This window comes from Proteus sp. G4380 (assembly GCF_963885725.1).
Classification (GTDB): Bacteria; Pseudomonadota; Gammaproteobacteria; order Enterobacterales; family Enterobacteriaceae; genus Proteus; species Proteus mirabilis.
The window spans coordinates 1-14396 of sequence record NZ_CAWPAV010000117.1 but is presented as its reverse complement, the minus strand read 5'-3'; the positions used below and the strand labels follow the sequence as shown (position 1 = coordinate 14396).

The 14396-nt window shown below is 38.5% G+C and carries 14 protein-coding genes and 1 other annotated feature; of the genes, 9 read left to right on the top strand and 5 right to left on the bottom strand.

What is annotated here, in order from left to right:
• Positions 1-13: 13 nt before the first annotated feature.
• The 5 genes from rimM to tyrA all read left to right on the top strand — a co-directional run bounded on the left by rimM (position 14) and on the right by tyrA (position 4462).
• Positions 14-559: a ribosome maturation factor RimM gene (rimM, locus tag AACU98_RS10440; protein WP_004244771.1), complete on the top strand. Its 546-nt coding sequence runs from the start codon at positions 14-16 to the stop codon at positions 557-559.
• 39 nt (positions 560-598) lie between these two features.
• Entirely contained in the window at positions 599-1351 is a 753-nt protein-coding gene (gene trmD / locus AACU98_RS10435) for a tRNA (guanosine(37)-N1)-methyltransferase TrmD (RefSeq protein ID WP_004244770.1), read from the top strand.
• 52 nt (positions 1352-1403) lie between these two features.
• Entirely contained in the window at positions 1404-1757 is a 354-nt protein-coding gene (rplS, locus tag AACU98_RS10430; RefSeq protein WP_004244769.1) for a 50S ribosomal protein L19, read from the top strand.
• Between the two features lie 450 nt (positions 1758-2207).
• Positions 2208-3302: a 3-deoxy-7-phosphoheptulonate synthase gene (locus AACU98_RS10425; protein WP_004247405.1), complete on the top strand. Its 1095-nt coding sequence runs from the start codon at positions 2208-2210 to the stop codon at positions 3300-3302.
• Positions 3303-3337: 35 nt separating this feature from the next.
• Positions 3338-4462, top strand: a complete 1125-nt coding sequence (gene tyrA, locus AACU98_RS10420; RefSeq protein ID WP_004252261.1) for a bifunctional chorismate mutase/prephenate dehydrogenase — start codon at positions 3338-3340, stop codon at positions 4460-4462.
• A gap of 104 nt (positions 4463-4566) precedes the next feature.
• Here the strand turns inward: tyrA and AACU98_RS10415 are convergent, their stop codons facing one another.
• Together AACU98_RS10415 and AACU98_RS10410 are read right to left on the bottom strand one after the other, a co-directional pair.
• Positions 4567-4740 (bottom strand): hypothetical protein, encoded by a 174-nt coding sequence (locus tag AACU98_RS10415; protein WP_004244766.1) that lies wholly within the window; start codon positions 4738-4740, stop codon positions 4567-4569.
• Between the two features lie 29 nt (positions 4741-4769).
• Positions 4770-4925 (bottom strand): hypothetical protein, encoded by a 156-nt coding sequence (locus tag AACU98_RS10410; protein ID WP_004247407.1) that lies wholly within the window; start codon positions 4923-4925, stop codon positions 4770-4772.
• Between the two features lie 388 nt (positions 4926-5313).
• Here AACU98_RS10410 and AACU98_RS10405 point away from each other — a divergent pair, with 388 nt between their 5' ends.
• Positions 5314-6654, top strand: a complete 1341-nt coding sequence (locus AACU98_RS10405; protein WP_036973372.1) for an anaerobic C4-dicarboxylate transporter — start codon at positions 5314-5316, stop codon at positions 6652-6654.
• A gap of 93 nt (positions 6655-6747) precedes the next feature.
• On the opposite strand, the gene pheA is transcribed toward AACU98_RS10405, so the two are convergent.
• The 3 genes from pheA to bamD all read right to left on the bottom strand — a co-directional run bounded on the left by pheA (position 6748) and on the right by bamD (position 9554).
• Positions 6748-7905: a bifunctional chorismate mutase/prephenate dehydratase gene (pheA, locus tag AACU98_RS10400; protein WP_004244764.1), complete on the bottom strand. Its 1158-nt coding sequence runs from the start codon at positions 7903-7905 to the stop codon at positions 6748-6750.
• 35 nt (positions 7906-7940) lie between these two features.
• Positions 7941-8059 (bottom strand) — a sequence feature (Phe leader region).
• 155 nt (positions 8060-8214) lie between these two features.
• A complete protein-coding gene (gene raiA / locus AACU98_RS10395; RefSeq protein ID WP_004244763.1) occupies positions 8215-8550 on the bottom strand; it encodes a ribosome-associated translation inhibitor RaiA in 336 nt (111 codons plus the stop codon).
• A gap of 269 nt (positions 8551-8819) precedes the next feature.
• Positions 8820-9554 (bottom strand): outer membrane protein assembly factor BamD, encoded by a 735-nt coding sequence (gene bamD, locus AACU98_RS10390; protein WP_012367573.1) that lies wholly within the window; start codon positions 9552-9554, stop codon positions 8820-8822.
• A gap of 130 nt (positions 9555-9684) precedes the next feature.
• Here bamD and rluD point away from each other — a divergent pair, with 130 nt between their 5' ends.
• From rluD to clpB, 3 genes are all read left to right on the top strand, one after another.
• Positions 9685-10662 carry a 23S rRNA pseudouridine(1911/1915/1917) synthase RluD gene (rluD, locus tag AACU98_RS10385; RefSeq protein ID WP_004244761.1) on the top strand — a complete coding sequence of 326 codons (978 nt, stop codon included), beginning with the start codon at positions 9685-9687 and terminating at the stop codon, positions 10660-10662.
• Positions 10663-11394 carry a purine nucleoside phosphorylase YfiH gene (yfiH, locus tag AACU98_RS10380; protein WP_161735891.1) on the top strand — a complete coding sequence of 244 codons (732 nt, stop codon included), beginning with the start codon at positions 10663-10665 and terminating at the stop codon, positions 11392-11394. It abuts the gene before it with no gap.
• 145 nt (positions 11395-11539) lie between these two features.
• Positions 11540-14116: an ATP-dependent chaperone ClpB gene (clpB, locus tag AACU98_RS10375; RefSeq protein WP_004244758.1), complete on the top strand. Its 2577-nt coding sequence runs from the start codon at positions 11540-11542 to the stop codon at positions 14114-14116.
• Positions 14117-14396 lie beyond the last annotated feature (280 nt).

Genomic DNA, 14396 nt, shown 5'->3' with positions numbered 1-14396 from the left:
CGCGGTGGTAACAATGAGCGAACAAAAAACCTTTAAAGAGCCTGTAGAACCTATTGTTATGGGTAAGTTGGGCTCACCTTACGGGATCCGTGGTTGGCTCAGAGTTTTTTCTTCCACCGAACATGCCGAAAACATTTTTGAATATCAACCGTGGTTTATTCAACGACATGGTCAATGGGAATCCATTGAGATAGAAACTTGGAAACACCACAATCAAGATATTATCGTCAAGCTAAAAGGTATTGACGACAGAGATGCTGCAAATATTTTGACTAATTTTGAAATTGTCGTAAGTGCTACACAACTTCCTGATCTAGACGGTGAGTATTACTGGAAAGATCTGATGGGTTGTCAGGTAGAAACTGACAAGGGCTACGATTTAGGTGTCGTTAACGACATGATGGAAACGGGCTCAAATGATGTCATGGTAATCAAAGCAAATCTGAAAGATGCATTCGGTGTCAGGGAGCGGTTAGTTCCGTTTCTTGATGGGCAGGTTATCAAGAAAGTCGATCTCTCAGCGAAAAAAATTATCGTTGATTGGGATCCTGGTTTTTAGATTCTCCGGTTAACGGTTCTCAACAGTGGGACAGTGCAAATGTGGATTGGGGTAATTAGCCTATTTCCTGAAATGTTCCGCGCTATAACCGAGTACGGGGTGACTGGTCGGGCAGTGAAGCATGGTCTGCTGAATGTGGAATGTTGGGATCCCCGAGATTTCACTTATGACAGACATCATACAGTAGATGATCGCCCCTATGGCGGTGGTCCCGGTATGTTGATGATGGTACAACCGTTAAGGGAAGCTATTCATCAAGCAAAAGCTGCGGCAGGTGATGGTGCAAAGGTGATTTATTTATCACCTCAAGGGCGCAAACTCGATCAACAAGGTGTTTGCGAATTGGCCACAAATGAGAAATTAATTCTGGTTTGCGGTCGGTACGAAGGAATAGATGAGCGTGTCATTCAGACCGAAATCGATGAAGAGTGGTCTGTTGGTGATTACGTATTAAGTGGTGGGGAACTCCCTGCCATGATAATGATAGATGCAGTAGCACGTTTTGTTCCTGGTGTTCTTGGACATGCGGCTTCGGCGAAAGAAGACTCTTTTGCAGAAGGATTACTGGATCATCCTCACTATACTCGTCCAGAGGTGTTAGATGGTATGGCGGTTCCGGCAGTGTTACTGTCTGGTAATCACGCTCATATTAATCGCTGGCGTATGAAACAATCGCTGGGCCGGACCTGGCTAAGAAGACCTGAGCTTCTGGAAAGCCTAGCTCTGACTGACGAGCAAAGAGTGCTGTTAGCAGAATTCCAGCAGGAACATTTGCAAAGAACAGCAGAGTAAGTCTGACACAAAGTGTCATTAATATCAGTTTACCTAGGGTAAGAGAGTTATTATGAGCAATATTATTAAACAAATCGAACAAGAACAAATGAAGCAAGATGTACCTTCATTTCGTCCAGGCGATAATGTAGAAGTTAAGGTATGGGTCGTTGAAGGTTCTAAAAAACGTCTGCAGGCATTCGAGGGCGTGGTTATCGCTATTCGTAACCGCGGTCTGCACTCTGCATTTACTGTTCGTAAAATTTCTAATGGCGAAGGTGTTGAGCGTGTATTCCAAACTCACTCCCCAGTCGTAGATAGCATCACAGTTAAACGTCGTGGTGCGGTTCGTAAAGCTAAACTGTACTACCTGCGTGAGCGTTCAGGTAAGGCTGCACGTATTAAAGAGCGTCTTAACGCTAAATAATACGCTTTCGCACATCCGAAAGTTATGGTTAAAAGGCCAGCATCAGCTGGCCTTTTTTTGACTATAACCTGCTCTCTTTCCTCTAATGTCTTCTATCTTTTTATAAGCACTCGACAATAACTCACCTCCTTGCCTATTTTTCTCATCATTAAATAACATCTCTTATAAAGTCGTTTCATCTGCTAGGTGAAGGCCAATTTCTTGCGGGTGTAAAATTAAAATTACAGTCTGCTATTTTTATTTTATCTTAGTCACATTTTTTGTGTTATTTTGATATTTATAATCTATTGATTTATAAAAATAAATCTAACAACATCTCTATTATGTAAACATATAATTACGATTATACCTTTTTTATTGAAAATATGGATTGATTTCTTTACATTGCATGTTATCTTATCGTTTAGACACACAAAAATCACAATGACAGACATAAAAAAGGTAAAGATTATGATCATGCAAAAAGACGCACTCAATAATGTCAACATCAGCGAAGAGCTGGTGTTAATTACGCCGGAAGAGTTAAAACAAAAATACCCGTTGAGTCGTAATGATCTGCATGCCATTACTCAATCACGTCAAACTATTTCTGAAATTGTTCAACGTCGTGATCCGCGTTTATTAGTGGTATGTGGCCCTTGTTCTATTCATGATGTCGATGTTGCGTTAGATTACGCAAAACGTCTAAAAGTCTTAGCGTCTGAGTTAAGTGATAGTCTGTATATTGTGATGCGTGTCTATTTTGAAAAACCTCGTACAACAGTTGGTTGGAAAGGTTTAATTAGTGATCCGTTTATGGATGGCAGTTTTGAGATGGAAAAAGGCTTACATATTGCCCGTAAACTATTAACAGAGTTGGTTCAGTTAGGTTTACCTTTAGCTACGGAAGCCTTAGATCCTAACAATCCTCAATACTTAGGTGATTTATTTAGTTGGTCAGCTATTGGGGCAAGAACGACCGAGTCTCAAACCCATCGTGAAATGGCATCAGGTTTATCAATGCCTGTCGGTTTTAAAAATGGTACAGATGGTAATTTAGATACGGCTATTAATGCGATGAAAGCGGCTTCTATGCCACATCGTTTTATGGGCATTAATCAATCAGGACAAGTCTGTTTATTACAAACACAAGGCAATCCTGATGGACATGTTATTTTGCGTGGGGGTAAGAAACCTAATTACCATGAAGAAGATGTCGCGTTATGTGAAGCTCATATGATAAAAGCGGGATTAACACCATCATTGATGATTGATTGTAGTCATGGTAATTCAAATAAAGATTTTCGTCGTCAATCTGTCGTGGTTGATTCAGTGATTGAGCAAATTAAAAAAGGTAATCAATCAATAACAGGAATTATGTTAGAAAGCCATATTAATGAAGGCAATCAGTCATCAGAGCAGCCCCGTAGTGAGATGAAGTACGGTGTTTCTGTTACTGATGCATGTATTAGCTGGGAAACCACTGAATCGGTGTTAAGAAATCTGCATCAGCAAATTTCGCCAGTTTTAGCACAGCGTGCAGCGCAACTAAGAAAAGTTAGCTAACCCAATAACACTTTAATAAGAAGAGGCAAGCATAGATGGCTGAAGAATTACAAAATTTGCGAGAGCAAATTGATCAGGTGGATAAAACATTGCTTTCTTTACTCGCCAAAAGAATGCAATTGGTAGCAGAAGTGGGAGAAGTTAAAAATCGCCACGGGTTACCTATCTATGCACCAGATAGAGAAGCCGCAATGCTTGCTTCTCGGCGTAATGAAGCAGAAAAAATGGGTATTTCTGCTGATTTAATTGAAGATGTTTTACGTCGAGTAATGAGAGAGTCATATAGCAAAGAAAATGATAAAGGCTTTAAAACACTTAATCCCCAATTAGGCAAAATTGTCATTGTGGGGGGGAACGGAAAAATGGGGAGACTTTTTTCTCGTCTCTTTACACTTTCTGGCTATCAAGTGGAAAGTCTTGAAGCGGATGAGTGGCAAAGTAAATCTCCGGCTATTTTTGCGGATGCCGGTATGGTGATAATCAGTGTCCCAATCCATTTAACGGTTGATGTTATTGAGCAATTACCGCCCTTGCCAGAAAATTGTTTATTGGTAGATTTAGCCTCAATCAAGCAAGCGCCTTTAGAGGCGATGTTAAAAGCACATAATGGCCCTGTTTTAGGACTACATCCAATGTTTGGTCCAGATGTGCCAAGTTTAGCAAAACAAGTTATCGCTTATTGTGAAGGGCGAGATTTATCACATTTTGAGTGGTTGCTTGAGCAACTTATGGTGTGGGGAGCAAGAGTAGAGGCTATTACTGCACAAGAGCACGATAAAAATATGAGTTTTATCCAAGCATTGCGACATTTTACTACTTTTGCATATGGGCAACATTTGGTGAAAGAGAATGTCGATTTAGCCAGTTTATTAAGATTATCTTCTCCCATCTATCGTTTAGAGCTAGCGATGATTGGTAGGCTCTTTGCTCAAGATCCACAATTATATGCCGATATTATTTTATCTTCACAAGAAAACATTAACTTGATCCGTAGATATCATCATTCATTAGGTGAAGCTATAGCCTTATTAGATATAAACACAAAAGATGAATTTATTGGCTCATTTAATAATGTAAGTGATTGGTTCGGTGATTATGCTTCACAATTTATGAAAGAGAGTGGTGCGTTATTACAAAAAGCCAATGATAGCCGGATTTAGTATAAATATACATAAACGCTATACCTAATACTTATAGTAAGAAAAACGAATGACAGGTTATGTTATTCGTTTTTTATTTTATATGTTATATCTTGCGATAAATATTACCACTCATCATCACAAGGGGGCCAAACACAGCGAGTAGATTGTTGAGTATTGCTATTATGTTGACAATACTGATTAACAGTGCTGGTATCTTTGATTTTATTATCCCAAGTATAAGCGCTAGCATAAAAAGCGAATAAACTTGATAGTATAAAAATAATTAATTTCTTCATTTTCTTCTCCTAACGTTGATAGGTATAACTTAATAATCTTTCGGATCGGGGCATGGGCTTACGGTACAGCGAGTTGAACTTATATGGTGATCTAATGAATAGGAGTAATAGCCTTTTCCTTTATGAGCACTATCAACGAAATTCAAATAGCTCAAACCTAGCAGTAGCATGATAATTGTATGCATATCTATTCCTTACTTATTCAATATTCACAATGAATAAAACCAATATACATTTAGAAAAAATGAATGAAATTTCTATTTTTAGTAATCACCTAATAATGACAACATTATATTATTTTTAATTTATTTGTTATGTAATTGTTGTCTATGGGTTTAATTAGTTAATGATAAATGTTCAAGAATGTCTTTTCTTTTTAAGCTATTTGTTGGTGAGATCTTAAATTTGCATAAAATAATTAACGGATATTAAAACTATAACAACGATCAAAAAAATACCTATAACAGATGCCGTAAATTATATTGGTCGACGTTGTTTTTTTGCAAAAAGTGCTAACGATTTAATTGTATTATTTTTTATTTCTATTCCGATGCGTTTTTTAAGGGGTTAATGATGGATTTTATAATACAACTAGCCATTATATTAGTTTGTTTATTTTATGGAGCAAGGAAAGGGGGAATTGCATTAGGTCTATTAGGCGGAGTGGGGCTGGTTATTTTAGTCTTTATTTTTAATTTACCTCCGGGTAAACCGCCTGTCGATGTAATGTTAGTGATTATTGCTGTTGTCTCTGCATCTGCAACATTACAAGCATCAGGTGGTTTAGATGTTATGTTGCAAATAGCTGAAAAATTATTAAGAAAAAATCCGAAGTATATTTCTATTGTTGCACCTCTCGTTACCTGTACCCTGACTATATTATGTGGTACTGGACATGTGGTTTATACCATTTTGCCTATTATCTATGATGTATCGATTAAAAATAATATTCGTCCAGAAAGACCGATGGCAGCCAGTACCATTGGTTCACAAATGGGAATTATCGCAAGTCCCGTATCTGTTGCGGTCGTCACCTTAGTGGCAATGTTAGGTAATGTCACTTTTAATGGTAAGCATCTTGAGTTTTTAGATTTATTAGCGATTACCATTCCATCAACCTTTATTGGTATTTTAGCCATTGGGATTTTTAGCTGGTTTAGAGGTAAAGAGTTAGATAAAGATCAGCGCTTCCAAGATTTTATTTCCGTACCAGAGAATCATGATTACGTTTATGGTGATACTGCAACATTGTTAGATAAAAAATTACCAATGAAAAATTGGGTAGCAATGTGGATATTCTTAGGTGCGATTGCGGTTGTTGCTGTATTAGGTGCATTTTCTGAATTACGTCCCGTATTTAATAATAAACCATTATCTATGGTATTAGTTATTCAAATGTTTATGTTATTAGCGGGCGCTTCTATTATTATTATTTGTAAAACTAATCCTTCACTTATTTCTAAAAATGAAGTTTTTCGCTCCGGTATGATAGCCATTGTTGCGGTCTATGGTATTGCTTGGATGGCAGAAACCATGTTCTCTGCACATATGAAAGAAATAGAAGCTGCATTAGGACAATTAGTTCGTGAGTATCCTTGGGCTTATGCCGTTGTCTTATTACTTGTTTCTAAGTTTGTTAATTCACAAGCCGCCGCATTAGCCGCAATAGTCCCCTTGGCTTTAGGTATTGGTATTGATCCTGCCTATATTGTTGCTTCAGCACCGGCGTGTTATGGCTATTATATTCTTCCTACTTACCCCAGTGATTTAGCTGCGATCCAATTTGACCGTTCAGGAACAACACGTATAGGTCGTTTTGTTATTAATCATAGCTTTATTTTACCGGGATTAATTGGTGTCACTGTTTCTTGTATTTTTGGCTGGGTATTTGCTGCTATGTATGGTTTTTTATAATTAGCTAAATTATTGTGGGAATAGAGTCATAAAAGTAGAAAAGCCAGATAACAATAAGCTATCTGGCTTTTGGTTATAAAGTAGGATAATAAACTATTGTATTTCAACGGGTACAATATTTTCTGAAGGATAGCATCCTAATACTTTGAGTGAACGAGATGTTTTTGATAAGTCATGTAATGCTTTTTGCATATTGATATCCCGTAAATTAGCTTGCACATCAATATAAAACATCTCTTCCCAAGGTGTACCATTTATTGGGCGAGACTCTAATTTAGTCATAATAATGCTGTATTGTTTTAAGGTAATCAAAGCATCAACTAATGCCCCTGCTTGTTGCCCCGTTGCCATTAAAAAGGTGGTTTTTGCAGGTACTTGTTCTGATACATCAATAGGTTTACGGGCAATCACAATAAAACGAGTAACATTAATTTGTTGATTAGCTAAATTACTAGCAAGTGGTGTTAAATTATAAAGCGATCCGCCAGCTTCACTGCCAATAGCGGCTACATGGGGAGATTGTGCTAATGCAACTTTTTCCATTGCCGCAGCTGTGCTTTCACAATATTCAATTTTCCAGTGAGGGTATTGATTTAAATAGTGACTGCACTGTTGGAAGGGTTGCGGATGGCTATAAATAGTGTGTAATTCTTCTAGGCTACTCTTAACTGCTGTTAATAAAGCATGGTTTATCGGAATACGAATTTCGCCAACAATCGACAGCGAGGTCGTTTGTAGTAAATCATAAACATCATTAATTGCACCAGAGCTGGTGTTTTCAATAGGTAGTAAACCGTAATCCGCTTGTCCTGTTTCTACCAGTGTAAAGATATCTTCAAATTTATGGCAAGTGCAATCAACAAAAGTATCAAAATGGCGGGCTGCATATTGGCGAGCGGCAATATGAGAATAAGAACCTTTAGGGCCTAAATAAGCAATTCTTGCAGATTCATTTGCAGTAGCATTAAGGTGTTGCTGTAAAATGGCTTGCTGCGTGAGCACCGAATCTTCGATGATCATTTGGAAAATACGGCTGATATAAAAGCCATCTAATCCAACGTTTTTCCCTTTTTCGATTAATAGTTCAAGCAGTTCACGCTCACGGTTTTTATCTCGAATAGGGCGGTGGGTATTTAATTTAAATTGGGCAACTTCAGTCGATAATTGGCGTCTTTGAGCTAATAGTGAAAGTAGTTCAGAATCTAGCGCAGTGATTTTATCTCTGATTGCTAATAAATCGAGTTTTTCCATGTTAGTGCCCTATACTTTTGTATCGTACCATTTTAAATAAAAAAGCCTCCATTTTTGGAGGCTATTGTCGTTCTTACTTTTCTTTCTGAAATAAACAAAGCCTCTTTAAGAATAGAGTAAAAAGAAAAAGAAGAATGGCAAAAAAGAGTGAGTCATCATTATATGGATTGATTAACTATTTAACATATAGCTATCAAACATGATGATGGGTGAGGAGTCAAGAAAAATACAATAAAAAGCGCATCACGAGGATGCGCAGAGGCGTTTTGAGTCAGTGAATTATTCTAATTTTTAATCAAGCTTCACTACTTATATTTCATTTACGAGTAAATTTTCTTCTTTTAAGCTATTGGCCGCACGTCGAGACTCATTTTTATGCTGAACTTTATTTAATTGACGTTCCAATTTTGCCAAGAGATCATTAATTGCCGCATACATATCAACATGTTGTGCGTTTGCTACAAGTTGTCCATTCGGAGTATGAATACTTGCATCAACACTAAAACCTTTTGGATCCTTAGTGAGAATAATATGAGGGTTGATTAAATTTACCTGCCATTTGTTAAGTTTAGTTAAACGGCTTTCAATGTGTTCACGTAGTGCTGGGGTAATGTCCATTTGTTTGCTAGTGATATTTATAATCATATAGTTACCTCTTTATTACTCCATCTTGGATAGGTTCAGAATATCGTGATACACAATTTAAAACATGATCAAGATCACTTTTTGTTAGAAGTTTATATAACAAGTAATAGAAACGTGACAAATGATAAATAGCTGAAAAAGAGTGCTTGTAGAGTCGTGTTTATTCGTTCATATTAAGAGGGTTGGTCTGATGAAAAGTAAGTTTTTAGCCTTTGAATTAGCATAAAAAAACAGCAGCGCTAGGCTGCTGTTTTTGATAGTAAAAATGTTTAAGCAGGGTTGGCTGCAATCAGTGAGGCAACTTTATCTGCTTCTTGAGTTAAGCCTAGTTTTTTGTAGGCATTTTCCATATACACAAGCGCTTCACGTGTAGCTTCGGTATCTGGATAATCACGCATCATTTGTTCAACTCGATTAATAACCGCGACATAAGCCCCTCGTTTGGTATAGAATTTCGCAACAGAGAGTTCATATTTCGCTAAACGGTTTTTAAGAAAAACAAGACGCTTTGTGGCATCTGCTGTGTAGAGGCTATCAGGATAGTAGCGAACTAACTGGCTAAAGTCTTTGAAAGCCACTCTTGCATGCTGAGGATCACGGTCTGAGCGATCAATACCAAAGAATCCTTGTAATGCACTATCATCTAATGCCTGAGCGGTTAACCCACGCATATATAGAACATAGTCAATATTTGGATGGGTTGGGTTTAATCGCATAAAGCGGTCAATAGCGGAAATCGCCATTGGTAACTCAGCTGATTTATAATAAGCATAAATCAGATCAAGCTGAACTTGTTGTGAGTAAGGACCAAAAGGATAGCGATTATCGAGAGACTCCAGTTGTTTGATAGCCGCTCCATAATTGCCATCTAGCAATTTTTCTTGGCTTGTTGCATAAAGCTCAGAAGGAGACATATCAGCAGTTGCGTCTTTGTCTGAACTAGAACAGCCAGAAAGTAACAGGCTTACAGTGGCCGCTGCCACTAGGTATTTCATGCGTCTCATCACGTATTGATTATCCTCTGAATAGGTTTGGGAGTCTCTCCGTGAAGCTCCCTGAAATCGGTTATACTATAACTCATTTTAAATGAAACGGCTGTGCCGTCAAAATACTAACTTAATATAGAAACTATTTATGTCTCAACAAATACGACTTAATGCTACAGTCGCAGATTCACAGCTGGGTCAACGCTTAGATCAGGCTTTGGCCGAATTGTTCCCTGATTATTCAAGATCACGCATAAAAGAGTGGATCTTAGACAATAGAGTGCAGGTTAACGATAAAATCATCAATAAGCCAAAAGAAAAAATGCTTGGCGGTGAAAAAATTGAAGTCGATGCCTTAATCGAAGAGGATGTTCGTTGGGAGCCTCAGAATATTCCGTTAAATATCGTCTATGAAGATGATGATATTTTGGTGATTAATAAACCAAGAGATCTTGTTGTTCATCCCGGTGCAGGTAATCCTGATGGCACCGTATTAAATGCACTTCTTTATCGTTATCCAGAGATTGTTAATGTTCCCCGCGCTGGTATTGTTCATCGTTTAGATAAAGATACAACAGGTTTGATGGTTGTTGCAAAAACAGTTCCTGCTCAAACTCACTTGGTAGAAGCATTACAGCGTCGCGAAATCACCCGTGAATATGAAGCGGTTGCAACAGGAAGGATGACAGCAGGAGGGCTGGTTAATGAGCCAATTTCTCGACATCCCACCAAACGTACCCATATGGCAGTGCACCCAATGGGAAAACCTGCGGTGACGCATTATCGTGTTATGGAACATTTCCGTGCCCATACCCGCTTACGTTTGCGTCTAGAAACCGGTCGAACTCACCAAATTCGTGTCCATATGGCTCATATCCATCATCCATTAATTGGTGATCAACTGTATGGTGGTAGACCGCGTCCTTTGAAAGGGGCTAGTGAAGAATTTCGTGAGACGTTACGTCGCTTTGACCGACAAGCACTACATGCCACAATGTTACGCCTTTATCATCCTATTACCGGAATTGAAATGGAATGGCATGCACCGTTGCCTGATGATATGGTAGAACTTATTCGCGTACTAAAAGTGGACGCAGAACAGTTTAAAGATGAAATGGACTGGTAAATGACCTCATTGATTTATCCTAATTGGCCACAGCCTGACAATATTGGCGCATGTAGCACATTAAGAACTGGCGGTGTTAGTTTGCCACCTTATGACAGCCTTAATTTAGGGGCGCATGTGGGCGATGATGCGCTATTGGTAGAACAAAATAGACGTATCATTTGTCAACAAGCTCAATTACCTGAAATGCCATTATGGTTAACACAGGTTCATGGTATTGAGGTGGTCAATTTGGATAATCAAGACAATCATACCGTTGAAGGCGATGCCCTTTACACCTCTAGTGCTAATAAGGTGTGCGCTATCATGACCGCAGATTGTTTACCTGTGCTATTTAGTACCATTGATGGAACGGAAGTTGGCGCTGCCCATGGTGGATGGCGCGGGCTTTGCCAAGGTGTATTACAACAGACACTCGCTCAATTTAAAGCCTCTAATGAGAAGATTATGGCGTGGTTAGGGCCAGCAATAGGCCCTAATGCTTTTGAAGTAGGAGCAGAAGTCCGTCTCGCTTTTGTAGAAAAAAATATTGCCTTTGATAGCGCATTTATTTCCCACAATGGCAAATACTTAGCTAATATTTATATGTTAGCGAGAATAATTCTGCAGGAAAGTGGGGTAAATCAGATTTATGGTGGGGACTTTTGTACTGTTAGCGATAAATCACGCTTTTTCTCCTATCGACGTGAACATACTACCGGACGTATGGCCTCATTAATCTGGATCAAATAGACGCTCTCCAACGTTTATTCTTCCTTATCCCAAATATAGGCAAATATTTTTGCTCAAAATTGTCATTTTGAGCTTGAATATTGTCTAAATGACCTCATCTATTCTCCAGTGATAAATTTTAAATCGAATTTTACTTGGAGGTGTTATGCGTCTGGATAAATTAACCAATAAATTCCAGCAAGCTCTCGCAGACGCCCAGTCATTGGCACTTGGGAACGATAATCAATTTATAGAACCCATACATTTACTGAGTGCGTTATTTAATCAACAAGGTGGCTCTATTCGCCCACTATTAACATCCACAGGTGTTAATGCCTCACAATTTAATGAAAGAATTAATGATGCATTATCTCGATTACCAAAAGTGGAAGGTGCTGGTGGAGAAGTTCACCCTTCAAACGATTTAATTAAACATCTTAATTTATGCGATAAGTTAGCTCAGAAAAAAGGTGATGAATTTATTTCATCAGAACTTTTTCTTTTAGCTGCCATGGAAAGCGGTGGTCAGGTTGCTGATATGCTAAAAGCCGCCGGAGCTAACAAAGCCAGTTTAGAATTAGCCATTGAAAAAATACGTGGTGGAGAAACAGTGAACGATCAAAATGCAGAAGACCAACGTCAAGCATTGAAAAAATATACTGTTGATTTAACAGAACGAGCAGAACAAGGCAAGCTTGACCCCGTTATTGGACGTGATGAAGAAATAAGAAGAACAATCCAGGTATTACAACGTCGTACTAAAAATAACCCAGTATTAATTGGTGAGCCTGGTGTAGGTAAAACCGCGATTGTTGAAGGTTTAGCTCAACGGATCGTTAATGGAGAAGTTCCTGAAGGTTTAAAAAATAAACGTGTGCTTTCACTTGATATGGGGTCTTTATTAGCAGGGGCTAAATATCGTGGTGAATTTGAAGAGCGTTTAAAAGCGGTATTAAATGATTTATCTAAACAGGAAGGTAGTGTCATTCTGTTTATTGATGAATTACATACTATGGTTGGTGCTGGTAAAGCTGATGGTGCGATGGATGCAGGGAACATGTTGAAACCTGCTTTGGCACGTGGTGAATTACACTGTGTCGGCGCCACTACATTAGATGAGTATCGCCAATACATTGAAAAAGATGCGGCTTTAGAGCGTCGTTTCCAAAAAGTTTATGTGGCGGAGCCTACGGTAGAAGATACCATCGCCATTTTGCGTGGTTTAAAAGAGCGTTATGAATTGCATCACCATGTACAAATTACGGATCCGGCGATTGTAGCAGCAGCTACTTTGTCTCATCGTTATATTTCTGATCGTATGTTGCCAGATAAAGCAATTGACTTAATCGATGAGGCTGGTGCAAGTCTACGTATGCAGATGGATTCAAAACCAGAAGCATTAGATAGACTGGATAGAAGAATTATTCAGCTAAAACTTGAACAGCAAGCACTGCAAAAAGAATCTGATGATGCAAGTAAAAAACGTTTAGCTATGTTAAATGAAGAACTTGCAGAAAAAGAGAAAGAGTATTCTAGCTTAGAAGAAGAGTGGAAAGCAGAAAAAGCAGAGCTTACTGGTACTCAGCATATAAAAGCAGAATTAGAGCAAGCGCGTATTGCACTAGAGCAGGCTCGCCGTAGTGGTGATTTGGCAAAAATGTCAGAGATCCAATATGGTCAAATTCCTACTTTAGAAAAACAACTTGCTGAAGCCAATAAAACTGAAGATAAGCATATGAAACTGTTACGTAACAAAGTAACAGATGCTGAAATTGCAGAAATCTTAGCGCGTTGGACAGGTATCCCTGTGTCTAGAATGTTAGAAGGGGAGCGTGAAAAACTGTTAAGAATGGAACAGGAATTACATAGACGCGTTATCGGCCAAGATGAGGCGGTAAATGCTGTCTCTAACGCAATTCGTCGTAGCCGTGCTGGATTATCAGATCCAAATCGCCCAATTGGTTCGTTCTTATTCTTAGGGCCAACCGGGGTTGGTAAAACTGAGTTGTGTAAAGCGCTCGCTGATTTCTTGTTTGATAGTGATGATGCGATGGTGCGTATCGATATGTCTGAGTTTATGGAGAAACACTCTGTTTCACGTTTAGTGGGGGCGCCTCCAGGATATGTGGGCTATGAAGAGGGTGGTTACCTAACAGAAGCTGTTCGTCGCCGTCCTTATTCTGTCATCTTATTAGATGAGGTAGAAAAAGCGCATCCTGATGTGTTTAATATTTTATTACAGGTATTAGACGATGGCCGTTTAACAGATGGACAAGGTAGAACCGTTGATTTCCGTAATACCGTAGTCATTATGACATCAAACTTAGGCTCGGATTTAATTCAAGAGCGCTTCGGTACCCTTGATTATCCGGCAATGAAAACTATTGTTATGGATGTTGTTGGTCACCACTTTAGACCTGAATTTATTAACCGTATTGATGAGGTAGTGGTATTCCATCCATTAGGTAAAGAGAATATTGCCGCTATTGCTCAAATTCAATTACGTCGTTTGTATCAGCGTTTAGAAGAGCGTGGTTATCACGTGACTATTACGGGAGCAGCATTAGAAAAACTGGGTGAAGTTGGATTCGACCCAATCTATGGTGCTCGTCCATTGAAACGTGCTATCCAGCAAGAGGTTGAAAACCCATTAGCGCAAGATATCTTGTCGGGTAAATTAGTTCCGGGTAAAGAAATTATCTTGGACTTAGATGACAATCAGATCATTGCAAAACAGTCATAAAGTATCTTTATATATAGTAATGATATATAGAAGATGTCATTAAATTGAAAAAGAGGCCTGAATAGACCTCTTTTTTTATGCCTGCAGTTTTGTGTTTTTAAAGGTAAATGAACAGAACAAAGAGAAGAGTATCTATTTGATATGTTTTTTGAGCAATAAATGTTTATAAATAGCGCTAAAATCGATGCTCTGATTATTAAATATGCTGTTGAACATTTTTTTTCAAAAAACTATTGCCAGCCTCAGAAAACTCCCTATAATGCGTCCTCGTTGTCACGGC